Origin of the sequence: Bdellovibrio sp. HCB185ZH, from assembly GCF_047302455.1 — a bacterium.
Classification (GTDB): domain Bacteria; phylum Bdellovibrionota; class Bdellovibrionia; order Bdellovibrionales; family Bdellovibrionaceae; genus Bdellovibrio.
Genome location: NZ_CP178624.1, coordinates 2,015,659 through 2,039,742 on the forward strand (window position 1 = coordinate 2,015,659; position 24,084 = coordinate 2,039,742).

Here is a 24,084-nt window from a genome sequence, read left to right on the forward strand (position 1 = left end):
GCTAAAATGCTAACGCGCTTACAGCGCGATATAGTAAACGCCATCTTCCGGTGCAGGACACGCATCCTTGAACAAGCGACTGTGCGCTGGCACTAAGTACACGCGGCTCCATTTGTAGCCATCTTGAGCAATCACCTTGCTGGATCTTGGATCAATGAACACGATATCTCCAGGATTCAATTGACCGCAAGCCTTTGCTGAAGTCGATGGCTGAAGACGAATATTCCGCTTATCTTTCGCAGTGTATTTGGCATAGCTGGAATCAATGTCTTTTGGTAAAGCATTGATCCATTGAGCAACAAGCTTGTTTAACTTTTCTCCCTCAGCGGTTCCAAAAAACTGTGGCTTATCCGCAGGAGGCATGGGCGTGTAGCCTTCAAGATGTGCAATAGCACCGTAAGCTTTACTGCGCTCCAGATCCTGCGGTGCAATCCAGCCATTCTTCACCAAGAAATCAAGATTGCTGAAACGATCTTTGGCGATATCGTCCGCCTCCAGATTGCCGTGGCAACCCGTACAATAGTTTTTGATCAGCTGAGTTTGAATACCTTTGTATCCCTCAAGCAGATTTAGATTTTCTTTGACGACGGATCTGTAGGCTAACATTTGAACCTGTGGATCAAACGTGATGACGGAACGATCACAAGCTTCACGGAAATTAGCGGTCTGCGTGCGAGCCAATCGAACGATGGTACGATTTTCGCGATCTTCCACGATCCAGATGGATCCATCGCTGGCTTCAGTGAATGCGACCGGTGCACCTTTAGGACGTTGGCCATTTACTTCATTCCATTTGGAAATCACTTCAGTATAGGAAGCATGACGATCCATTCCGCCTCGAGGCTGGAACGGTTTTGGAATCGGGCAACCGCCGGGTTGATTGAATTGGTAGGAAGCTTTTGCGGTTGAAGCCTCTAATACGGGCAAACCTTTTTCATCCACGGTGTAGGCAACCAAACGCTGCCCACTTGGTTGATATCCATGCCACGTTACTAAAAGTTTTCCACCTAACGAATCACGGAACATATTGCCGCGATAATAATCCATATGAAGTGGCGCCACATGTGGAGGCATCAAGATATAAGGTGCTTGATATTCTCCTGGGCCCTGCGCACTTTGTTGCGCACAGTTGACGGGTTTTCTGAATTGTTTGTGAATTGGGAGTTTTTTGTTTTCCGGAAATTCCCATTCGGGAGATGTCGCGTGGAAATCGTAACAATAGGGCCAGCCGTAATGGGCGACTCTGCCTTTTTCAAGATCAATGACATTCATTTCTTCATAGGGCTCTTCAAGCTCTGGAAAGTCGCGGCTGTTTTCACCTTGCACCAGGAATCCAGCATTTGAAACCACCATCGCCATGGAGTTTCTTAAACCCGCCGCCGCATACTCAAAAATCTCTACACCTTCAGGAGGAAGTTTCTGCAACAGATGCGCAGGAATTCGATAGATCGCGCCATTTCCTTGTGCCTGATCCTCTGAGCAATATTTGTACTCACCTGTTCCTTGAACGATGCAGTGGTCACTTGGTGATCCGGAGTTGATGTACATGTCACCGTTTCTGGGATCAAAGGCAAATTGTGAAAGAGGATGCATGTAACCCTCTTTGCGCGGCATATTTCCAAAAACAAGTTTCCAGTCTGCGATTTTGCCATTCACGAAATGAAATTTGGATATTTGATTCTTCTCGCCAATATAGATGAAGCCATCGGGCCCAAATCTTAACCCGTGAGGATTATCCAAACCCGCTTTGATTAATGTAATTCCGTAATTTCCGCCCGCCCCTGGTTTTAACAAAAACAGTCGGCCATTTTTGGGAGCCCATCCACCCATGTCGACAACCAAAAATTGCTCAGTGCCTGGAAGTTGCAGGATGGTGCGAGGCTTGACGAAACCTTTATTCGTTGCAGGATCTAATGCGCGATCGCGCGGCAAAACCATTCCCAAACACGTGCCCGGCATCGTTTCCACCATCAAGCGAGGATAACCATCACAAGAGCGATCAGTCGGGTCGTACAAGTAACCACTTTTATCTAGAACCATTTTTGATGAAGCGGCGGATCTCTGTGCGGAATCAGCGTCTTTGTTTTTTACGGAGGTGCATTGAACCAGACAAATGATGAATGCCAACAACAGAACGCGCATAAAAGATCCTCTTTAGATGTGGTTCTTTTATTGTGCGAAAGAAAACAGAAAAAATAAATGAGTTTTAAATTTTGGTAGAGCTCACACGGATGATTTCTTCCATCTGACGTCCAGAGCTTTCATAACGAATGGAGATTTCGTTTTCGCCTGGTTGAAGCTGGATTAGATCCGTTTGATATTTGTCAGATCCGCGGTCAAAAACAGATGCTGTATAACCATTGCTTTTATTTACGATTTGGATTTCGCCCATGCGAACGCCACTTGTGCAGCTTTTGCCTTTGAATTGAACATACCCAGCGTGAACTTCAAGCTGGCCCTTTTTCTTTGCACAATTCAAATCCACATCAGCGGACTGATGCAAAGACGATTCAATTTTCTTTGGTGCTACCGCAGTCGGCGGCAAAGATGCAGGAGTACGGGTGTTGGTTCCAACAACGGAAGCCGCGACCGTTTCTTCAGCCACAACGCCATCGGCTTCAGTGAGACTTGCAAAGGTACGCGCACCCAAAAGCACAACAAGGATGAACGTAATTGCGATAAATTGAATTTCTGAAGCAGCTCTTTTGAACATGAATCTATGATCGGCGTTCCCGAGCAGGACTTTAGCCGTATCAATTTGAGATTCCCCCTCTGGAACCCACTCTATGGTCCGGTCCCGCGAAGCGGCTGAGGGATAATTTGAATTTGAGTTAGGAAAGTTTAAAAACGAAGCAGATTTTCTGCGTTTTCCCTCTGAAAAACTCCACCAAGGGATAACTGTTTTTTTTGAAAAAAGTAAAATTAGTCCCGCAAAGCGACAGCAGGAGCGGAAAAGAAAAAGGCCTTCTTTGCAGAAGGCCTTCATTTTGAGACTTATTTTTTATCGATACTGATCGCGAATTTTTTGACTCCGGCGGCTTTTACGATGTCGAGAAGACCGACCACCTTACCGTGCGGAACGTCTTTGTCCGCCGAGATAATTGCCTGAACTTCTGTGTTTTTAGTCACTTCTTCAGTCGCTTTCGCGCGGACTGCTTCCTCATTCACGAAGGTTCCGTTCAGATTAATGCGACCATCCGCAGTTAAGGAGATGTTCAATTTGCTTGGCGCCGTTTGATCACCACTTGCGGCTTTTGGCAAATTCACATTAATCGAAGGCTTGATGAACATAGGTGCTGTCACCATGAAGATGATCAGAACCACCAGGATGATATCGACCAAAGGGACAACGTTAATGTCCGATATGGCGTCGTTGTTTTCACCACTCTTCATTGCCATGGTTTAGATACCTTTTTTCTTAGCGTAAGCAAGGCACAATTCTTTCACACTCTCCAAAGAGTTGAAGATACCGCGCACTTGTTTGCTATAGTAGTTGTAAGCAATAACTGCTGGAATCGCCACGAAAAGACCGGCTGCCGTTGCCACAAGGGCCATTGAGATACCAGCCATCACTGTTTGTTGACCTGCTTCAGCTGCAGTCGCTAAGTCATTGAACGCTTTCATGATACCTAAAACTGTACCGAACAATCCGATATAGGGAGCATTCGATCCCAGCGTCGCCAAGAAGTTTAAATATCTTTCCAAATCAGGGCGCTCAGAAAGAGCAATAGTATTAAAGATTTCTTCCAAACCTTTGCTGCCTGATGCACGCAAGTATTTCATCGCTTGACCAGCTGCGCGACCTTCCAAAGAGTCCGGATCTTTCGCAAGATCTTCGATGTCTTCAACACTGTTGCTTTGTAGTGCTAGCTTGATTTTCGCTCTAACGCGTTGAGATTCATTAGAAACTTTTCTTAAAGCAAAAAATCTCTCAAGAATCATGCCGATACTTAAAATGCTGAGAACAAGCAATAACCACAACACAACCTGATCGGCCAAATGAGCAACACCAAAAATTTTCTCTGCAAGCATCGAGCTGTCCTTTCAAAACTTTGACTAGCAAAAATTATTGATCCATTATCTCTAGATCCATGACACATGGTCAAGATATGCAGAGAATCATTTTAGCCTTCGCACTATGCGTACTGAGCCTGGTCCAGATTGGTTGCCAATCAAGTGACAAGAGTTCAATTCTTATTATCGCTGCAGACAATCTTGCAGTGTCGGATATCTCTTGCTCACCGGATAACATCTCCGGCACTAAGTCTGGCTTTCAGTTGCTTTGCAACGAGTCAGTTCGCTTCACTCATGCTTTCACGACATCCACTTTGAGCGCACCCGCGTTGAGTTCAGTTCTGACGGGCCTTTATCCTTACGAACATAACGTGCGACATAATGGCGCACCGGGTTTGGCCCCTGAGTTTGAATTGGCGTCAGAAATTGCCGTTCATCAGGAATATCGCACGAGTTTTTTCACCGGGGGCCCACCGATCTTTCGTCGTTCGGGATTAAATCAGGGTTTCGAACTATTTGATGACTCCCTGGTTCCGGGTTTTTCAAATCTGTTTCGTCCTTTTAAAAAGAATGCCGGAAGTTTCATGCAGTGGCTTCGCCATGATGTTGGCAACGGACCTTTTTTCAGCGTGATTTATGCGCCGGATTTACAGTTCACAAATACCATCACCACAACAGAACTGGGTGAGACCAGAAATTTAAGTTTGGAATCACAAATTGACGAGTTCGATGAAAGCCTGCACGAGCTGTTCACGCAGATGAAAACTGCACGCCGCTGGGACAACACAACAGTTGTCCTCGTGGGTTTAAGTGGCCACGAAAACGGCGACCACCGCGATCTTTCGACTTTGAATTTACATTCTGAAAATACGCAAGTTGCCCTATTCATCAAGCCTGCGCAAAAAAAGAAAACTGACCAACCCATCTATTGGAAGGTCGATCAGAATGTAAACCTTGCCGATCTAGGCAAAACGCTCTTTGAAATTCTTGGGGAAAGCGTTGTGGAAAATGACGGCAGTGATTTTCCAGCGCATTCTTTGGCAGGAGTCCTGAAAAGCCCCGTTGCTGATTGGTCAGAGGATCGACCATTCATTTTGGAATCTGGTTGGTCTTTATGGAGAAATGCAGGTCCTTTACGTACTGCTGCAATTTCCCATCATGTTTTATATATTAACGATGCGAAGCCGAAGCTTTTTAATACGCTGGTAGATCGCATGGAATTAAATCCTTTGCCGCTTTTACAACAAAGTTTGTTACCTACCACAAATCGCATCCAGGCCTTGCTGAAAAAGAACCAGTTTCCCCCCTTCGTTCCGCCTAATGAAGAATGGATGGCAAGACTTAGCATTCCCTATGACCGCTGGACTCGCGCTGACCAGGAGCCCCTGTTGCTGCGTGATTTGAAACGTTTAAGCAGCAGCAATAACTATCACAGCTTGAATATTCTAAATTGGACCGCGCAAGTGGCATTGAACCAAAAGGATTGGGAAGCGCTTCGTACATTGGGTAAGAAAAACAATGTGACTGTGTGGCAGTACGTTGCAGAGAAAAACCTGAATGCCAAGAATCTGAAGAACTCTGATCCTTGCATTGAGCTTTTATCTATCAAAGAGATCGACAGCTCTCACCTGAAAGAGTGCAATGACAATCTCTTCATTGAATTGGTAGACTGGCTTCGTTCAGACATCCGCGGGCTTTCGAAAGAAACTCAGCGCAAAAAATTTGAACGTTCGTTTAAGAATTATATGCTCGATCAAGAAATTCAGCGCAGCAACATTGCTTTAGGAATGATCTGGGATACGGCAAGAGAAAACAATTACGCTCCATCTCGCGCTGAACTCGCATTGCACCTGCCGGAATACTCCAAAATTCGCACGCAAGTTTACAAATCACTCGCTACAATTGATCAGGAAGAATAATTAAACGGCAATCAGTCCAAGCCAGAATGGCAACTCAGGTTCTTCTTGAACCATCGACTGAGTGATCAGATTCAAATCAGTTTCGTAAGATTGCAGACCCCATAAGGCGGTCGCCACAGAAGTTCCAGCAAGCAGAATCAACTTATCACCCTCATTCACATGCGTGTGACCAGTTTGAATATTCACCGTCGGATCTAATCCCAAAAGCTGAGCCGGAAGAGGTGGAAGACAATGATCATCGCGAAGCTCGGAAGCCAGATCACTTGCGACACTTAATGGTTGCACTCGTTGATTCTGCCTTTGCACGAAAATACTTGGGGCACCGACTTGAGCCCAAGCCACTTGGGAGCCTCTTTTAAAAAGAGCCAAAACTTCCACACCAGACGCGTACTCTTTGCGATTTTCCCCTCTATAAAGGGCATCGTTTGCAATCATTAAAGCTGTGCGCACATAGTTCGCTTCATCACTGATACAAGTCAGGAATTCAAATGGAGAAGTCACCTCCACGTCGGCTTTTGCAGCGCTGACGTATTTTACGACTTCGTTCAATGCGCGCTCCCCGTGCTCAGGTTGCCCCCAAGCCGTCACCACAACAATCAACGAGCCGTCCTCTTCCACATGAATCTGTGGCTTAGGACGCATGATCTTGCTGCTATAAGAGCGCTCCTGAAGTTTCATTTTACATCGCTCCGTATTTCTTAAGCTTGATATAAGCTTTCTTATAGTATTCGCCGTCAGCAATATCGAGCTCGAGGATTTTCTTCCATTTATCTTTGGCACCGGCTTTGGACTCGCCACCATCGACGTTACCAAAGCTTTCTTCAAGAATACCTTCTTGATAAAGAGCCATCATCTGCTTACGAAGTTCCAAGACAATCTTTTCGATTCTTGGTGGGACTTCCGGATTTTCGGGATCAATGGCTTTTGCTTCTCTTAAAGCACCAATAGCCTCTTTAAGTTTTCCTTCTTGGTAAAACTTGTCCGCTTTTTCCAGACTGCCTTTGATCTTTTGGTTCATCTGGTTACGAACGGACGCGATACTACGCCCCGCCATTCCCTTATAACCGTTTGGATCTGGCAAATTTGAGCTCGTCACTTTTGTATAAGCATCAATGATATCCAAAGGCTTTCTGCCAACTTTATGAAGCGCTTGAGCCTTGTCATAGATAGCTTTCAGACGCGCCACTCTTGCTGCATATTCTGCATTCGCAGCTTTCTTCACTTCACGAGCAGTCGTCAAAGCTTCCACTTGGGATTTCAAATCCAAAATTTTCGGGTGATCAGGATTGAATTGCAAAACAGACGTTAAGCAAGCCTCCATCTCATCCATTGTGATATTCGGATTGATCTTTTTCTGGCACACAGCTGTTTGTGCCAGGATTTTTTGCTCAGCTTCTGCCTTGGCAGCTTCGATTTGCTGGATACGAACTTTTTCCTGCTCCAAAAAGATCGCCTCTTTAGCCAGACGTTGAATCTCTTTGGTATCTTCGTAATCAGGAACCAATTCGTGAATCTTAACGATTTCATCCTGGGCCAATTGATACTTGCCTTGCATATAAAGATTCTTAGCATCTTTATAACGCTGACGAATCAATGACTGCTGCTCAGGTTTCAGTTTACTGAACACTTCCTGCGGAGAACCCGGTGCCGCCACGGTACCCGGCGCACCTACTGGGGCTGTCTCTTTGTCGCCACCTTTAAGCATGTAAACGACAACTAATAACGCCACTGCACCGATCATCAATTTTGGACGATGCTTTTGGAAATCAAATTTAGGTTTTACTTCGGGAGCTGGCGCCACAGGACCCGGCATTTGCCCGTAACCCTGGTACTGCATCGGCACCCCACCTTGCTGTTGGTAAGGAGCAATACCGTAACCCTGCTGATCGTACTCTGCAGGCACTGGATTGTGGGACATCTGCACCAAGGGATTTGGTGGAGCGACCTTCACCATGTCCAGACGACTTTGGAAATGAGCATCGTGCAATTCAAAGAACAGATAGTTATCCAACACCGTGATGGCATCGCCGCTACGAATATTGGTTAAATCTGTGGAGGAAATAGGATTACCGTTAACCAAAGTTCCATTCACGCTGCCCAAGTCGATAATCTGATACTGATTGCCATTGCGGCGAAGTTCAAACTGACGACGGCTGACACGTTGGTCACGAATCTGGATATGGCATGAGGGATCTCGTCCCGCAATCCAGGAATCGCCCTCATCCAAACGGATCAGTTCTTTCGCATCGCTGTTGGAATCAACAATTTTAATGTAAGCCGCTGTCGGAGAAGCTCCGACAATGGTTTTTTCTTCACCACCAGACGTACCACTGTGGACCGCTGGCAAATAACTGCCCTCCGGTTGAGAGGGAGCTTCCATCATCGGTGCCGGTTGAGCCGTCACTGAAGACGTTAGGAAATCAAATTCATAAGGTGCAATTGTGAAAGTAAAGCCATGATCCAAAGCCACTTGCTGAGTCGGCTCCCCATTCACCATCACATCGCCATAACGAGAGATCACTTGCAAAGTCCACTGACCATTGTCAGAGACTATTTTAAAGTGCTCGCGGGAAATACCTTTTTCCGGTTGCAGAACGATGTCGCAGTCTTCTTTACGACCTGCTACATACGAGCGCCCCTCTTCCAAAGGCATGTTATATACTGTCTTTCCACGAAGACGAACTATCAGATGTGCCATATTAGAGTCGTCCTCCTTCCAGATTTAAAGTACATTCCTCGTAAAACTGCTTAGCTTCTTTATAACTTGGATCATCTCTGCGGTTCTGCAACATTGTAATCACATTTGAGTAATTCGACTGACACATGCGCCAGTTTTTCTTTTCACGATAACGACTGCCCTGAATCAAATTAAATTTTACCAACTCGTCGAATTTGATTTTCGAAAGATGATAATAACGTTTTGCCAGTTCATTTTCTGGATCCAGATTCAATACCACTTGGAATGCCTCACGCGCACGTGCGTATTGGCCCTGTTGGAAATCACGGAATCCACGGATAAAGTTTTCCTGCGCTCGTTTGTATTGAACGGAGTCGTACTTTTCCTTTTTAATATTCATCAATTCCTGAGTGCGCTTTTCCGCTTCGGCCACGTCCTGCATACTGATCGCAGACGTACGGAAAGCATTCTGATCTTTGCCTTTTTTAGCTGGCGTCATCAGATACCACCCAACCAAAGCCAAAATCACGATGATGCCATAAAAACGGGCCTTCGGATTTGAAAGCAGACTGCCACCGCTTGGTGGGCGCGGTGCTGGACGAGGCGCTTGCTGCTGATAGCCCACTCCTTGTTGCGGGTGACCCATCGGCATCTGCGGTCTGACTGCACCCGGAGGCATGCTTGGCATTCCTGCCGCTGGCATTTGTGGCAACCCTGTTGGAGCCATCGGTTTTAATACCGAAGCTGACGGAGATGGCACTGGCGGAGCCGCGGGCATAACCGGCATGACGGGCTCTGAGGCAACAACTTCTGGTGTGAAACGAATTTCAGAATCACCAATTTGAATCACCGAGCCTTTGTGTAAAATCTCGGACTGAATACTTTCACCATTGAGCATGACGAAGTTTTTCTGACTTAAATTGACGATCAGGAATTCATTTCCACGTTGACGAATTTCTGCGTGTTGACGACTGATACGAGGGTCATTCGCCAAAACGATGTCATTCTCTGGACCGCGCCCCATAGTGGCAGTGCCGTTTGCAAATGAAAGACGAAGACCCGTGTGCGGACCTTTCACCACTTCAATGTCAAACTTCAAAGCATCTTTCACTTTAGAGGCTGCTCCCATTAGGATCCTCCCTCAGCCGGAGAGATCGTGATTACAAAGTAATCGACGTCATTGGGCTGTGAAGACATTCCCTGACAACTTAAAACACATGGATGACCATTGAACTCAAGCTGATCCGTATGAATCACGCGGGCATTTTCACGGGTCTTGTGCATTAAACTATCGATATTTTGTTGCAGGGCCACATCTGGAATTGCTTGGTATTGTTGTCCAATCAATTGCGCGACCTCGGTGCGAGCCACTTGTCCAAAGGACGAGCTTCCCGCCATGATGCGACCATCTTTTGAAATCGCAATCGATGGGAAACCGATCAGCTGCACCAGATTTTCAGCTTCGCCATCTTTATTGACGAAACTGCCCATTCCACCTTCAGCTCCCGCACCTTCACCATGAATATATCTGGTCAGGAGACTGTTGATATTTCCAATCAAGGCCTGAAGTGGTGGGAACATGAAATCAACACTGGTATTGTCAGTTTTCTCTCTCATAGCGGTATCAAGCTGTTGATTCAAAGTTATCAGTGGATACTCGACCAATTTGTACATAAAGAAGTACAGGATTAAACCTACCAGTGTTGCAATCACCAGCGTCTGCATGAACAAACTGATCGCGCGACCATCATCAAAGGCCATGCTGCCAATATCATAAAGGACAATCGCATGAGCTTTCACCGATTGCTCTCCGGTATTTGGATCAAACAGACCGATGGGGAAACTGGCCCCAATCGTCGTTGAATCCACTTCCACGGATTCCGGGCGCATTTCACGACGAGCTTGATGCACGAATGGCAAATCCGGAGTGGTTCCAGCACGAGTCGCCGGAGCCAAGATCATACCATCTGACTGTTGCACAATCAGAACCTGCTTCACACCGTCTTCAGCTTCCGCTTGATTTGTCGTCAATGAAGAATAGCTATTTTGCAAAAGGGCTGATTGGTTGATCGTCGCTAAAGTTCTGGCAATCGAAGCGGCACGACGTTTACTTTCTGTGATGATACTTGCACGGGTGATCTGCACCATTGGAATCATCGCCAGCAACGTCGTGACAAAAATAAACAGCACCACAAAGCCCAAAAGAACCATGCGGAATTCCAGATATGTTGGAATTTTATAAACCCCTGGCAAGGCCACGCGGTCTAAGTATTCCAGGAATCTTTCCCAAACTGCTTTCAAACCACCAGGACTGTATGCTGGAGCCGCCTCTGGAGCGGGACCTGCAGGACCAGCCCCCATGGGCTGAGGCATGCCCATCGGTTGCGGCATTCCTTGTGGCATTGGCATGCCCTGTGGAATACCGTAACCAGGTTGTTGCATCATTGGCGCTTGTGCTCTTTTTTCAGGAGCTGGAATGATATCCACCAGAACATCATGAATGCCGAGTTTATCACCCAAACGCATTAAACCGGTTTGCATGCGCACACCGTTTAAGTAAGTTCCATTGCTGGACTTCAAATCAGTTACAACAATCTTATCACTGTAAACAACGATCTCGCTGTGCTCTTTAGACACGCCCGGGCTTGTGATTTTAATATCACAATGCGGAGAGCGACCGACTAGGTTTCTCCCCATTTTTAGCTCTAAAATGCCGCCGGCTTGAGGGCCGGACAAGATTCTAAGCGCCCACATTCAGCTGATCTCCCACTCTGATGTTCAACTTGCTGCTTACACCTGAAGCCATCTCAAATACAGATCTGGCACCCCATACCGGAAGCAAGAGCCTCCAGGGTTTCACATCTTTATAGACAGCTTTCACTTTCAAATTTTTATCTACAAACACACAATCAATTGCGAACTTCATAAAAAATGTATGGATGCTATTGCATCTTAAGATCCACAACGCGTGGTCTTCCGCCAAGGAACTGCGACCCAAAAGACCCACACCACGAGTGCGCATATCATCTGCGACCTCGAGATTCGGGATCAAAGTGGTTTTAGTTGTCGAGTTCTCAAGCTTCTTCATCATTATTTAGGTCCATACATAAATGAAATCGCGACCGGTCCAAAAACCATAATGAACACGGCTGGTAAAATAAATAACATCAACGGAATCAAAATCGCCTGAGACGCTTGCGCGCCGGCTTTTTCCGCACGCACGAAACGCTCCAAACGCATTTGCACGGATTGATCTTTCAAAACCTGGGAAATACTTGCCCCCGTGGCTTCGGCGTCAATCAATACCGCCACAAAGCTGGTGATCTCGTTCATATCCAGACGCTCCCCCATTTCTTTAAGGGCTTGCGACTTGGAAGAACCGATTTTGATATCTTTCAAAACAATGTTGAACTCATCAGACAGAACACTCTTAGTGCCCTGGGCCTTATCCACGATTTTTTGAATCGCCGAGAAAAAGTCCAAGCCCGCTTCCACTGACAATGCCAGCAGATCGATAAAAAATGGCAAGTCGCCACGAACCGAAAGCTCGCGTTTCTTTTTCTCGCCTTTGGCGTGGATTTGCGGCAGATAGAAACCTATCAAGCCCACCCCGATACAACCCGCCAGTGGCAATTCCAACTGCAGGGAGAAATTCATGATCAACAAAAAGATCGGGAACATGACGCCCCATAGGAGCTGCAAGCCAATGAACTCATCTTCATTCAACTCTTGCGACAGACCCGAAGTCAGGATGAACTTGCGCACTTTTTTGCGATAAGTCTCACTGCGAATTCTAAGCGCATGTTGCAATGTAAATTGATGCACTAACGGACGAGAGAAATTAATAATTGGATTTTTGGATTTTACCGGCTCATCATTGTTAGCCCAGGATAATTGTTGCTTATCGTTGTTGCTAGCAAAGATCGAATTTACAAATAGGAACACCGCTACTCCTGCTAGGAGCAGACCCAAAATCAGCATTAACTCTGCGCTTCCCATTTTGGCCTCTTCGTGTTCTATTCAGACTCATGAAAACATTGATCCTGGCTTCAGAGTCTCCACGCCGTAAACAACTGCTTCAACAAGCAGGTTTTTCATTCGACGTAGTATCAGTAAAAGTATCGGAAATTCCTGACAAAAACCTGAATGCAACGGAGCAGATTTTAGATATCGCCAGACGTAAAGCCAGAGCAGCTTTCACTCACCTAAAGTCCAGTAAAGTACAGGAGTTTACTCTCATTTCCGCCGACACTGAGGTGATTTTCGATGGTGAACTGCAAGGAAAACCCGCTGACAAGGAAGATGCCTTTAAAATGTTAAGACGTTTGTCCGGAAAAGTTCACGATGTTCAGACCGGAGTCTGCATGATCGACTCTGCAACGGGAAAAGAGCTGTCTCAAATTGAAACAACAAAAGTTTTTTTCAAAAACCTGTCGGACCAAGAAATCTGGACCTATATTGAATCGGGCGAACCGATGGATAAAGCTGGTGCTTACGGAATTCAGGGCCTGGGCGGAAAATTCGTCGAAAAATACGAAGGCCCATTCGACAACGTCGTGGGCCTTCCAATCGAACTCGTAAAATCAATGCTCGCGAAAATTTAGAAAACGTATTTCCAACCAAGGATCAGACCGACGCCTGTGCCGCGACCGGTTTCAAGTTTTACGTTGTTTGCGGTTTGCGTATAACCAAATGATGTCGTTCGAACTTTTGCTTCTAAGGCGTTTCCTTCGGAAATCATATAGCCCACGCCGGCTTGAATACCAACACCTGGTTGAAGCTCGGTGATCTCGCTGTCATCCATGCCGATCACTGGAAGTGAGGAATTCAGACCAAATGGAATGTAAAGCTGCTTAAAGCGGTAAATCGCATTACCCTCGAACCCTATGATGCCCAGGTATTCATCTTTGGTGACACCAAAGATTGCGACGCTTTCATCTTTAACTTTACGACCCAGATCAAAATATCCACCGACAGAAAAACCCCATGCATTTTCTCCCCAGAAAAGAAAATGCGCATCGATACCCAAACTTGCAGATGATTTCAAATTGTACTCTGCGGAAGTCGTTGTAGATCCTGTCGTGGATTTTGCGTCTTTAAATTTCATATCACTTAACGTGTTAAGATAAGCTCCCAATACAAAGTGACCCGAGTGGGTACCCGGCCCGCTGCTAACAGTGGATTTTGTATCATCCTCTTTCATCGCAGCGATTTCGTCTGCCGATCTTTCCTGAGCACCGGCCGTGATTGACGCCAAAAGTGCAAAAACTAAAACGATCTTCTTCATTGTGTCCTCCAAGATGAATCAATCGTCAGTAGTTTACGTCAGGCTGGTGCCTCTTTAAAATTGAAAATTCGGGCCTCGACCAAGTATTTTTGCACAACCTCGTCTCCCTGCACGGAATAATTACGGATTAGAGCAACGACTCGGCTCCATGGTCGGAAATCCCAGAACTTGTGTTTTAACGCCCGTGTTTTCGCGGCACCCGTTACCATCATCGCAATGATTCCACTGACCGCCCTGACAAACGAGTTAAAAAGTTCTCGGTTTTTAATTTTTAAAATGAGCTGAAGGTGATCCCCACCATTCACAACTTCACACAGCTGAACACCATAGCGACGAGCCTGCAGGGAAAGCATGTCTGAAATGCGTTTCCAATTTTTATGATTGCGGAATGACCAAGCACCCTTGGCCTGAGTGGATTGCAACACCAAATGCATTGCATGTTTGGTGCTGATGGGTCGCGCTTTTTTGGCATTGCTGTTTTTTAAAAGCGCACCCCCGAACTGTTTTCGCAGCCGAGGGTCCTGAGATTTGTATATCGCTATTCGACGGGAGGAGCGGTACATGAACCATGTTATAGGAGGACCCCCAACCTTCGTCAAGAAAAAAGTAGCGATGGTATTTAAAGAGTGAAATTTCCTGGAATTAATGCGATCGCATCGCAGCAAAGATGGCGATCGCGAAAAAAGATTGTTAGGTTTGCTTTATGAGCTTTCAGGAAATTCGTGCCGAAATCGGCGCAGACAAAATTCTTGCCGTTTCAAAACTTCAACCTGTTGGAAAGATCCGCGATCTTTATCAACAGGGTCAGCGTAAATTTGGTGAAAACTACGTTCAGGAAGCTTTGGAGAAACAAGAGCAGCTGAAGGACCTCAGCGACATCCAATGGCATCTGATTGGCCATCTTCAAAAAAACAAAGCCAAATTCGTGGTGGGTCAGTTCGCCTTAATTCACTCCGTGGACTCCCTGGAACTTGCACAAACCCTGAGCCGCCAATGCGACAGCAAAAAGGTCACGCAAAAGATTCTTATTCAGGTGAATCTAGCCCACGAAGAAAGCAAAGGTGGTTTTGATAAAGAATCTCTGCTCTCAAAGTGGAATGAGGTCTGCCAACTCCCCCATTTAACTATCGATGGTTTAATGACCATGCCTCCCCTGACTGAAACGGGAGAGGAAGTTCGTCGTTACTTTAAAGAACTGCGCGAACTTCAACAATTGCTTGCCAAAAACACTGATCTGACGCGACACCCACTTAAAATGCTATCCATGGGAACCAGCAACGATTTCCGGGTGGCGATCCAAGAGGGCGCTACACTCGTTCGCTTAGGCACGGTTCTATTCGGAGCAAGAAATTAACCGAAATGAGGCTCGGCGGAGTCTGACATAGTGGATGATTTCGTTTGGCGAATTCCAAAGCTGAAGGTAGGATGAATCTATGAACCCACTGCTCAAAGCTCAAAAAATCGGATTTCTGGGTGCAGGTAACATGGCTCAGGCCATGATCAAAGGCCTTATCGAAGGCGGAATTCCTGCTAATCACATTTACGCTACCAACAGATCAGAAGGGAAATTGGTTAAACTGGTTGAACAGTATAAAATCAATTCGCTTCCGAACAATGAAGACCTGATTGATATATGCGACATCATCATCCTGGCAGTAAAGCCCCAGGATCTTTTAACGGCCTTAGAACCCGTTGGAAGAGCCTTTGATGAAAACAAGATCGTCATCAGCGTTGCCGCTGGTGTTCGCATGCAAATGCTGGAAAAATTCTTAAATGGCGCACGCATTGCTCGAGTTATGCCGAACACTCCTTCCGTTATCGGTCGCGGAGTTATTGGCTACCTTTTGAATGAAGATGATGACGATGCTTTAGAGAGCACGGTTGAAGACTTATTCGAGCCCTTGGGTCGCGTCATCAAGGTATCTGATGAAGATCAATTCGAAGCTTTGATGATTTCATGCTCTAGCGGAACAGGATTTGTATTTGAAATGATGATGTACTGGCAAGATTGGATCGAAGAACATGGATTTTCGATCGAAGAAGCCCGCGTCATGACCATTGAGACATTTGTAGGAGCTTCTTTACTGGCGGCTCAAGCCCGCGAAAATGTGGAAGACCTTCAAGCTCGGGTTACATCTAAAAAAGGTGTCACTGCAGCTGGACTTCAGTCCATGAGAGAGCTTGAAATCGAGCGCGCCCTAAGAATCAGCTTCGAAAAGGCCGCGATGAGAAACAAAGAAATGGCCCGGGAAATCAAATAACCTTGCCCGGTGCCTGAATAGACTTTTATCCTTATTTCATAGTGTTCAAGGAGGAACAGACATGAAAATCACACCCATTGATATAGCTCATAAATCATTTGGTAAAAAAATGATGGGTCTCGACACTGATGAGGTTATGGATTTCCTCCAACAGGTCGCCGCACAAATGGAAGCATTGATTCAAGATAGAAACTCTCTGAAAGAAGCTCTTCGCGAAAAAGAACTTTCTTTGATGGAATATAAAGAGCGCGATCAAGTTTTGAAAGAAACAATCGCGACGGCAACTCAGATGGCAGATCGCCTTCGTCAGGATGCTGAGCGTGAAGCAAAACTTATCACTGCTGATGCGAATCAAAAAGCCGAAATCATCACTCGTGATTCACGCGATTCTTTGAAACGCATGTATCAAGAGGTCAATGAACTAAAACGCGCTCGTATGCAGTTTGAAGCAAATTTGAAAGCGTTAGCACAAGCTCACCTTTCTTTGCTTGAACAAGGCGAAAAGTACATGCCACAAATGCATTTGCAAAATCAGAACTTTGTAAATAACGCTAACGGCACCGGCACTGCTACTGGCAACACTCGCTCGACAAATATTTCTCCGCTATCTGCAGAGTAATCAAAGTCCGTGATTGAAGAAATCAAAGGTGGAGTTCGACTCCACCTTTTCATTCAGCCCAAGTCTTCCAAAAATCAAATCGTGGGTCCCCACAACGGAATGCTGAAAATTAAGATCTCCGCCCCACCCGTCGATGGTGAAGCGAATGCCGAATTGATCGAATATCTTTCCAAATTTTTTAAAGTTCCAAAGCGAAATATCACCTTGGTTAAAGGCGACACCGGCAGGCAAAAAACCGTCGATGTCGAAGGCATTTCATTAAGTGACGCCGAAGCCTTAGTGGCCGCCGCGTTTTAGTTCCACTTCAAATTCTGTTTTATCCAGCTGCTGCTGAAGATTCGCATCGGATTTCTTTTTCTTCTTTTTCGTGGGACGAGGTTTGAACTGCTTTTGATCGACGCCATCATCTGTCGCTTCTTTGAATTTGTGAGTGTTCGGCGTACTTATTTGTGTATCCGAACGGTCATACATGCCCGAGCGCCCGGTTGCGCTGGGAGTGTATGTCGTAGGAGTGTAGGACTCCTCCGTGTATCCTTCTGTCATATCAAAGCTATAACGAATAAAGCCACCCGCGTGGAAACCAGCCGCTGCATTTTCTCCGGCGACTGTTGCGCCACCATTCACTTGCAAACTCCACTTGGAATCAATCACCCAAGTTGCATAAAAAAGTGTATCGATCAAAGAGGGATTCACAGAATAAAACTTATAGGAACCGGCATTCACGTTTTGCAGATAAGCATTACGAATATATTTTGTGTTGGTGTCTTTATCATCGGAAAGCGACTGACTGCCAATCAACTCTGCTCCGAAGCGAAGAGCGTTCGCTTTTAATTGCAAACCTGCTCCCCACGGAAGCAAGGAGGAGCGGCCGTCCCCGCGATAGTCATATCCCAACCACCCATACATGCGAACCGTGCCGAAATCTTTTTGTGCTGTGATGCGCCCCCAGAATTCAAAGATACCTTCAGAATTTAAGGCATCATCGCCAGTTCCATTGACCTCTTGAAAAGGGACCAAAAGACCAAACTCAGGGACCAACTGCGCCCAGCCGTCATACATGATGAAATCAAGGCCCCCGATGAAATCGGTAAAGCTCGTGTTGGTACGCGTTGCGACGGAATTCTTACTTTGTGCAGAACTCATAGTTCCAGAGGCGAAAACAGACCAATTTTTAGCGGGCATATAGCGTGTGCTAAAATCCATATCTAAAAGTTGGTAATGGTTTCCACTGGTTAGGTTGGTTGATCCATCCCCGAAATTTTCATAATTGGCTTCCGAATAAAAGAAATTAGTGCCCAATTCGAAATCCCAACGATCCCGGCGAAACTCTTTGTAATTATCAAAGGCCATCGCAGTGGAACTTGCCACCAATAAACTCACCAGGAACGCACTCAAACACTGAAGATTATTTGCCATTTTCATAAGTTCCTAATAATAACAACCCCATGACCACGACATCAAACAAATCACAGCTCGCTATCATATTTTTTACGGTTTTCCTTTATCTTGTGGGCTTTGGTGTGGTCATTCCAATCATTCCACTTTTAAGCAAAAACTTTGGCGCAACGGCCCTGCAAACTGGTTTGCTGCTCTCAGTATATTCCTTGATGCAGTTTTTATTCTCTCCTTTTTGGGGTCGCTTGAGCGATCGCATGGGTCGTCGACCGATTTTATTGTTCTGCCTTTTAGGCGAGGGACTTTCTTACATCTTGTTTGCTTGGGCACGCAGTCTTGAGTGGTTATTCGTTGCGCGCTTATTGGCAGGTTTTTTTGGCGCAAGTCTTTCCACTGCTTCCGCATACATCTCTGACATCACTCCAAAACACGAGCGCTCCAAAGGCATGGCCTTGATTGGTGCCGCTTTCGGCTTAGGCTTTGTCGTGGGCCCGGCACTGGGCGGTCTGCTTGCAGTGTGGGGTCATCACATTAACCAAGCTCCGCACTTTGATACTTCTTTTTCATTTTGCTGGGTCGCTGCTTTGTGCTTTGCAAACTTTCTTTTCGGTATCAAATTCCTTAAAGAATCTTTATCAGAGAAAAGCGAATCCGCTGCTAAGAAAAAACGTTTCTCTGTTATGTGGCACTATCTGAACATCAAAACAGTGGGCGCACTGATGACAGTTTTCCTGCTGTCATCGCTCGCAATGTCTGGAATGGAAGCGACACTGATTTTGTTCATGGGTGATAAGTTCCAATGGACCATCAAGCAAGTGAGCTTTGGTTTTGCATACATCGGTTTGATTATTATTTTCACGCAAGGTTTTTTGGTTCGCCGTATGCTGCCTAAATTTGGCGAGCGCCAAGTGTTGCGCGTGGGCCTGGTTTGCTTTGCAGTGGGACTGACGACAATTGCCATCTCTGACACTTTGTTTGGAATGGCGATCGCGATGACGTTGCTTTCTTTGGGGAATGGCCTTTCGAATCCTTCTGTTTTGGGCAGCATCAGCTTGCTGACTGATCCCAAAGAGCAAGGTGCTGCGATGGGTGTGACTCAGAGTATGGCTTCGTTGGGACGTATCTTGGGACCAGCCATCGGTGGAGCTCTTTACGGAAGTGTTGCGATGACAGCGCCCTTCTGGGTTTCAGGAACGCTTGCCTTCGCGGCCCTGGCCATTGTGATTATTAATTTTAAATTGATCCCAGATCATGCGCGCGTAGGTTAAAAACATGGATATTTCTCAACTTGGATATTTTCAATTCAACAATCTGATCAAGGGCCGCATTCCAATGATTTTAGTTAATCTTGGAGTGGATTTAAAATCTTTGTACGGGCACGTTGAAGCACTTCACATCGACAACTGCCAAATCGCGGGATCAACAGACGAAATCGTAAGTCAGATTGAAGGAAAAAAACTTCCAGCTCACTACCCGATTGTTATCATCGATCAAAACGGAGAAACCTACTCCCCCGTCGTACAAGCCTTGGAAGCAAAAGGCTTCAACAACGTCTACACGGTGAAAGAAGGCCTCACCGGATTACAAAAAGAAAACCAATAAGCATAAACGGGGATTTCAAAATCCCCGTTTTCTTTTTCATCAGTAGTTGGTTAGTTTTTCGTTAGTGTCTTAGAAACAACAGCTGCATTTCTCTCTGTCATTCCCCAACCATAAGAAGTCTTTTCCACGCAAAGCACCGACAAGCGACATAAATAGATAATCGGTTGTTGGCCCAAAGGATTGCCTATAGCATAATGACATCGTTAACGGACATAACGAACAACTTAACCAAAACTTTTTATAGAAGGACATTTAATGAAAAAGTTTTTCATCGCCGCTTTGGCAACGACAACAGCTGTATCTGCTGCACAAGCAGGGACATTGAATTTTGATGCACGCGCAGACTACGATACGTCTACGTACACAGACTCTGCATTGCAAGATTCAAACAAGTTCTACTTCAAGACAATTCGCTTGGATTACCAAGGAAAAGTAAACGAAGAACTTTCTATGCGTCTTCGTGCTGCATACAACAAAAATGCGACACAAACAGCGGGTGCTGGTGACAACTCTCAAACAGCTCTTGAGTTCGCTTACTTGCAACACAAAATGGGCGATATGTCTTTGCAACTAGGTAAGTTGGGATCTGAATACGGTACACTAGAGTCTCAAACTTCTGGTGCAGACTTGTATCTTACTTCTCAAGCCTACACTAAGACTGGTCCAAACGGGAACTTACAAGGTCTTTGGTTGAACACATCCAGCCTACTATACGTGTTGGGTGCTAAACTGGCTTGGAACATGACTCCTGACCAATCTCTATCTTTGGTAGCTTTCAAAACTCCAGATGGTTCTGTAACTCCAACTGCACCTCCTCCAGCAGCAACTTCCAATGCAATGATGGAAGGCCTTATCTATAAAGGTGCTTTCATGGATAAAAACTTTAAAGTGATGGCGTCTTACCACTACGGTACAGGCACACCTACTAAAGATACTTACAACTTGTACTCTGCTGGTTTCAACTGGACATTTGCTTCCGCTTGGAACTTAGAAGTTGATTACACAGCTTCTGACTTCAAAAGAGATGCTACTGGCGCGAAAGACTCTATTTGGTCTGCGATCGGTAAACTTGCTTACACTGGCTGGGAAAATTGGACTCCACGCCTAGAGCTAATCAACTCTTCTGAAAAAGTTGAAACAAGTGCTACAGCTGCTAACAACGGAACTAACAAGTTCATGGGTTACGGCGCAGTTCTTGAGTACAAACCAATGGCTGACACGAACTTCCGTTACCACATTGCTTACAGCAACACGACTGAAGAGTTCTCTGACAGAACAGCTCCAGCAACGAATGCTAAAGACGCAAAAGTTGACCAAATCACGATCGGCGCTCGTATGAACGCTGACTTCTTGAAATAGTCAAAAAGGTCGCATAACCGACTTTTATCAAGGGAGGCCTCACCGCCTCCCTTCTTTTTTGCCCGTTTCACGACGCATTGCTTCTGCAAAAACCGGCAGGCACCTTTTACGAGGACGTTTTCCGAGCTGGATCTATCCTTAAGTGCTTGAATCTGATAGACTCTAACGGTTAAAAACCTTGGGATTTCGAATCCTTATTTAGACCTGTTGGGGTATTCACATGTCAGAACAACTTTCAGATCGCTATAATCCCGCTGATGTAGAAAACAGAACTTATCAGTGGTGGGAAAATTCCGGCTATTTCAAAGCGCAGGACAAATCCACAAAACCTCCATTCTCGATCATCTTACCTCCACCGAATGTCACAGGTTTCTTGCACATGGGTCATGCCTTGGATCACACGATTCAAGATATTTTGATTCGTTGGAAACGCATGAGCGGTTTCAACACAATGTGGTTGCCAGGTACGGACCATGCCGGCATCGCAACTCAATCTGTTGTTGAACGTGAACTTAAAAAAGAAGGTGGCAAAACTCGCCACGAACTAGGCCGCGAAGCTTTCGTTGAGAAAGTCTGGGATTGGAAACATCAATACGGCAATCGCATTTATTCTCAAATGCGCAGACTTGGTGATTCTTGTGATTGGGATCGCGCTGTATTCACTTTGGACGAAGGTGTTTCTAAAGCTGTTCGCAAAGTGTTCGTTACTCTTCACCAAAAAGGTTTGATCTATCGTGGTCAACGTCTGGTGAACTGGTCCGGTCCTCTTGAAACTGCGATCTCTGACTTGGAAGTTGAACACAAGCAAGTTAAGGGCGCTCTTTACCACATCAACTATCCTCTGGAAGATGGTTCTGGATTCCTAACTGTTGCAACCACTCGTCCAGAAACAATGTTGGGCGATACGGCTTTGTGCGTTCATCCAGATGACGAACGTTATAAGCATTTGGTTGGTAAAAACGTTATCGTTCCGCTTATCAATCGCAAAATCAAAATCATCGCTGACACTTACGTTGATAAAGAGTTTGGTTCTGGCGTTGTTAAGATCACTCCTGCTCATGATTTCAACGACTATAAAATCGGTAAGACTCACCACCTGGAATTCATCAATCTTTTGACTAAAAAAGCCGAGATGAATGAAAACGCGGGTCCATACGCTGGCATGAAAGTCGCGGATGCTCGTAAGAAAGTAGTTGAAGACCTTAAAGAACAAAACTTATTGGTGAAAGAAGAACCACATGTTCACTCTGTAGGTCACTGCTCACGTTCCGGCGCTGTGGTTGAGCCGTTCTTGTCTGAACAATGGTTCGTTAAGATGGAACAACTGGCAACTCCTGCTAAGCGCGTGGTTGAGAGCGGCACTATCCGCTTTGAACCAGAGTCTTGGACAAAAGTTTACCTTCACTGGTTAAACAATATTGAAGACTGGTGTATCTCTCGCCAATTGTGGTGGGGTCACCGTATTCCAGTTTGGTATTGCAACGACTGTGGTCATCAAACAGTTTCTGAAACTGATGCGACCGCTTGTGAAAAGTGCGGTAAGCACAATCTTCAACAAGACAATGACGTACTAGACACTTGGTTCTCGTCTGCTCTTTGGCCTTTTTCGACAATGGGTTGGCCAAATGAGACTGAGACATTGAAAACGTTCTACCCAACAAGTTACTTGGTAACTGGTCACGATATCATTTTCTTCTGGGTTGCACGTATGATCATGATGGGTCTGGAATTCAAACGTGATGTTCCGTTCAGAACAGTTTACATCCACGGATTGGTTCGTGACTCTCAGGGCCGTAAGATGTCTAAGTCCTTGGGTAACTCGATTGATCCTGTAGAAATGATCGACAAGCACGGTGCCGACGCCCTTCGCTTTACCTTCGCAGCACACTTGTTCTCGGGTAAAGACATGAAGTTCAGCGAGCAACGTCTTGAAGGTTACCGCAACTTTATGAATAAGATCTGGAATGCGGCTCGTTTCGCACTTTCAAATCTTTCTGATTTCAAAGTTCCAACTGAAGGTGTGAAGGCGTTGCCAAACAAAGCTCACATCAGCGTGTTCGACAAATGGATCATCACAAAGCTTGCTGAAGTAACTAAAGAAGTTGAAGAAGCGATGGAGCAAGAAAGATTCTCTGACGCCTCCACAGCTTTGTATCAGTTCATCTGGAATCAATTCTGTGACTGGTATATCGAATTCACGAAACCAATCATGAACGGTAACAACGCAGAAGAAAAAGCGGCTACACAACTTGTAATCGCTCAGGTTCTGAACCGTATCATGCGCTTGATTCACCCGTTCACTCCGTTTATCTCTGAGGAAATTTACCAAAAACTTCCGATCAGATCTGAGGCTTGTATCGTGGATCAATACCCGACAACTCGTAACGATAAAGAGTTCTTGGGCCTTGCCTCGAATGAATCAGCTTTCGAAATCGATATCGTAAAAGAATTGATCACAGCAATGCGTAATATCCGTGGTGAAAACCGCATCAGCCCGGCAATCAAATTGAACGTACGCCTGGGTGTAGCGAACGACCAAGTGAAACATATCTTGGAAAACAACCGCACGGCTTTGATGACAATGGGTCGCCTGGAAAACATGGACATCGGTGCTGAAGGCAACTTGATGAAATGTGCCGTGGCTCCAGTTGTTGTGAAAGACGCCAGCGTAAAAGTGATCATCCCACTGGAAGGCTTGGTTGATTTCGACGAAGAGATCAAACGTATCAACAAAGCGATTGAAAAGTTCAACAAGGACATCCAGATCCTGTCTGGTAAATTGTCGAACGAAAAATTCGTCGCCAACGCCGACGAAGACGTCATCGCAGCCGACCGCGCCTTGCTAGCTCAATCAAAAGTGCAGTTAGAGTCCCTTAAAGACGCCCTAACCCGCTTCCAATAAGGTGCCAGGTCCTGTTTACGTATGCGGTGCGAAACCGCAGCGGAAATGA

General features: G+C 45.8%; 23 protein-coding genes. 10 read left to right on the plus strand and 13 right to left on the minus strand.

From position 1 onward, the window contains the following. Positions 1 to 18: 18 nt before the first annotated feature. The 4 genes from ACLSU7_RS09840 to ACLSU7_RS09855 all read right to left on the minus strand — a co-directional run bounded on the left by ACLSU7_RS09840 (position 19) and on the right by ACLSU7_RS09855 (position 4,032). The gene (locus ACLSU7_RS09840; protein WP_413291710.1) at positions 19 to 2,142 is read right to left on the minus strand and encodes an L-sorbosone dehydrogenase; all 2,124 of its coding nucleotides are present in this window, start codon (positions 2,140 to 2,142) and stop codon (positions 19 to 21) included. 64 nt (positions 2,143 to 2,206) lie between these two features. Continuing rightward, positions 2,207 to 2,713, minus strand: coding sequence for a hypothetical protein (locus tag ACLSU7_RS09845; RefSeq protein ID WP_413291711.1), 507 nt, complete (start codon positions 2,711 to 2,713; stop codon positions 2,207 to 2,209). Between the two features lie 281 nt (positions 2,714 to 2,994). Next, complete coding sequence (locus ACLSU7_RS09850) at positions 2,995 to 3,393, minus strand: ExbD/TolR family protein (protein WP_413291712.1); 399 nt, start codon at positions 3,391 to 3,393, stop codon at positions 2,995 to 2,997. 9 nt (positions 3,394 to 3,402) lie between these two features. Continuing rightward, a complete protein-coding gene (locus ACLSU7_RS09855) occupies positions 3,403 to 4,032 on the minus strand; it encodes a MotA/TolQ/ExbB proton channel family protein (RefSeq protein WP_181606044.1) in 630 nt (209 codons plus the stop codon). Between the two features lie 77 nt (positions 4,033 to 4,109). Between ACLSU7_RS09855 and ACLSU7_RS09860 the strand changes: the two genes are divergently transcribed. Further along, complete coding sequence (locus tag ACLSU7_RS09860; RefSeq protein WP_413291713.1) at positions 4,110 to 5,933, plus strand: sulfatase-like hydrolase/transferase; 1,824 nt, start codon at positions 4,110 to 4,112, stop codon at positions 5,931 to 5,933. Here the strand turns inward: ACLSU7_RS09860 and ACLSU7_RS09865 are convergent, their stop codons facing one another. From ACLSU7_RS09865 to ACLSU7_RS09890, 6 genes are read right to left on the minus strand one after another with little or no spacing between them, the layout of a single operon-like run. Continuing rightward, positions 5,934 to 6,611 carry a hypothetical protein gene (locus tag ACLSU7_RS09865; RefSeq protein ID WP_413291714.1) on the minus strand — a complete coding sequence of 226 codons (678 nt, stop codon included), beginning with the start codon at positions 6,609 to 6,611 and terminating at the stop codon, positions 5,934 to 5,936. Between the two features lies 1 nt (position 6,612). Continuing rightward, a complete protein-coding gene (locus ACLSU7_RS09870; RefSeq protein ID WP_413291715.1) occupies positions 6,613 to 8,631 on the minus strand; it encodes an FHA domain-containing protein in 2,019 nt (672 codons plus the stop codon). Position 8,632: 1 nt separating this feature from the next. Next, entirely contained in the window at positions 8,633 to 9,739 is a 1,107-nt protein-coding gene (locus tag ACLSU7_RS09875) for an FHA domain-containing protein (RefSeq protein ID WP_413291716.1), read from the minus strand. Beyond that, on the minus strand, positions 9,739 to 11,364 hold the full coding sequence (locus ACLSU7_RS09880; RefSeq protein ID WP_413291717.1) for an FHA domain-containing protein: 1,626 nt from the start codon (positions 11,362 to 11,364) through the stop codon (positions 9,739 to 9,741). The genes ACLSU7_RS09875 and ACLSU7_RS09880 overlap by 1 nt, the downstream gene beginning before the upstream one ends. Continuing rightward, positions 11,351 to 11,701, minus strand: coding sequence for a DUF192 domain-containing protein (locus ACLSU7_RS09885; protein WP_413291718.1), 351 nt, complete (start codon positions 11,699 to 11,701; stop codon positions 11,351 to 11,353). The genes ACLSU7_RS09880 and ACLSU7_RS09885 overlap by 14 nt, the downstream gene beginning before the upstream one ends. Next, a complete protein-coding gene (locus ACLSU7_RS09890; RefSeq protein ID WP_413291719.1) occupies positions 11,701 to 12,609 on the minus strand; it encodes a type II secretion system F family protein in 909 nt (302 codons plus the stop codon). Before ACLSU7_RS09890 ends, ACLSU7_RS09885 begins: the two co-directional genes overlap by 1 nt. A gap of 29 nt (positions 12,610 to 12,638) precedes the next feature. Between ACLSU7_RS09890 and ACLSU7_RS09895 the strand changes: the two genes are divergently transcribed. Continuing rightward, positions 12,639 to 13,214, plus strand: coding sequence for a Maf family protein (locus tag ACLSU7_RS09895; protein WP_413291720.1), 576 nt, complete (start codon positions 12,639 to 12,641; stop codon positions 13,212 to 13,214). On the opposite strand, the gene ACLSU7_RS09900 is transcribed toward ACLSU7_RS09895, so the two are convergent. Then, positions 13,211 to 13,897, minus strand: coding sequence for a hypothetical protein (locus tag ACLSU7_RS09900; RefSeq protein WP_413291721.1), 687 nt, complete (start codon positions 13,895 to 13,897; stop codon positions 13,211 to 13,213). The genes ACLSU7_RS09895 and ACLSU7_RS09900 overlap by 4 nt on opposite strands. 38 nt (positions 13,898 to 13,935) lie before the next feature. Then, entirely contained in the window at positions 13,936 to 14,331 is a 396-nt protein-coding gene (locus ACLSU7_RS09905) for a hypothetical protein (RefSeq protein WP_413291722.1), read from the minus strand. Between the two features lie 269 nt (positions 14,332 to 14,600). On the opposite strand from ACLSU7_RS09905, the gene ACLSU7_RS09910 reads away from it, so the two are divergent. The 4 genes from ACLSU7_RS09910 (at position 14,601) to ACLSU7_RS09925 (ending at position 17,074) form a co-directional block, all read left to right on the plus strand. Beyond that, the gene (locus ACLSU7_RS09910; protein ID WP_413291723.1) at positions 14,601 to 15,251 is read left to right on the plus strand and encodes a YggS family pyridoxal phosphate-dependent enzyme; all 651 of its coding nucleotides are present in this window, start codon (positions 14,601 to 14,603) and stop codon (positions 15,249 to 15,251) included. A gap of 79 nt (positions 15,252 to 15,330) precedes the next feature. Further along, the gene (locus ACLSU7_RS09915) at positions 15,331 to 16,158 is read left to right on the plus strand and encodes a pyrroline-5-carboxylate reductase family protein (RefSeq protein ID WP_413291724.1); all 828 of its coding nucleotides are present in this window, start codon (positions 15,331 to 15,333) and stop codon (positions 16,156 to 16,158) included. A gap of 61 nt (positions 16,159 to 16,219) precedes the next feature. Next, positions 16,220 to 16,777 carry a DivIVA domain-containing protein gene (locus ACLSU7_RS09920; RefSeq protein ID WP_413291725.1) on the plus strand — a complete coding sequence of 186 codons (558 nt, stop codon included), beginning with the start codon at positions 16,220 to 16,222 and terminating at the stop codon, positions 16,775 to 16,777. A 9-nt stretch (positions 16,778 to 16,786) separates the two neighbouring features. Next, entirely contained in the window at positions 16,787 to 17,074 is a 288-nt protein-coding gene (locus ACLSU7_RS09925) for a DUF167 domain-containing protein (protein WP_413291726.1), read from the plus strand. Here the strand turns inward: ACLSU7_RS09925 and ACLSU7_RS09930 are convergent. Beyond that, positions 17,054 to 18,193 carry a hypothetical protein gene (locus tag ACLSU7_RS09930; RefSeq protein WP_413291727.1) on the minus strand — a complete coding sequence of 380 codons (1,140 nt, stop codon included), beginning with the start codon at positions 18,191 to 18,193 and terminating at the stop codon, positions 17,054 to 17,056. The genes ACLSU7_RS09925 and ACLSU7_RS09930 overlap by 21 nt on opposite strands. Positions 18,194 to 18,222: 29 nt before the next feature. Here ACLSU7_RS09930 and ACLSU7_RS09935 point away from each other — a divergent pair, with 29 nt between their 5' ends. The 4 genes from ACLSU7_RS09935 to ACLSU7_RS09950 all read left to right on the plus strand — a co-directional run bounded on the left by ACLSU7_RS09935 (position 18,223) and on the right by ACLSU7_RS09950 (position 24,035). Beyond that, on the plus strand, positions 18,223 to 19,440 hold the full coding sequence (locus ACLSU7_RS09935; protein WP_413291728.1) for an MFS transporter: 1,218 nt from the start codon (positions 18,223 to 18,225) through the stop codon (positions 19,438 to 19,440). Positions 19,441 to 19,444: 4 nt separating this feature from the next. Further along, positions 19,445 to 19,774: a rhodanese-like domain-containing protein gene (locus ACLSU7_RS09940; protein ID WP_413291729.1), complete on the plus strand. Its 330-nt coding sequence runs from the start codon at positions 19,445 to 19,447 to the stop codon at positions 19,772 to 19,774. Between the two features lie 255 nt (positions 19,775 to 20,029). Further along, complete coding sequence (locus ACLSU7_RS09945) at positions 20,030 to 21,133, plus strand: porin (RefSeq protein WP_413291730.1); 1,104 nt, start codon at positions 20,030 to 20,032, stop codon at positions 21,131 to 21,133. Between the two features lie 220 nt (positions 21,134 to 21,353). After that, complete coding sequence (locus ACLSU7_RS09950; protein WP_413291731.1) at positions 21,354 to 24,035, plus strand: valine--tRNA ligase; 2,682 nt, start codon at positions 21,354 to 21,356, stop codon at positions 24,033 to 24,035. Positions 24,036 to 24,084 lie beyond the last annotated feature (49 nt).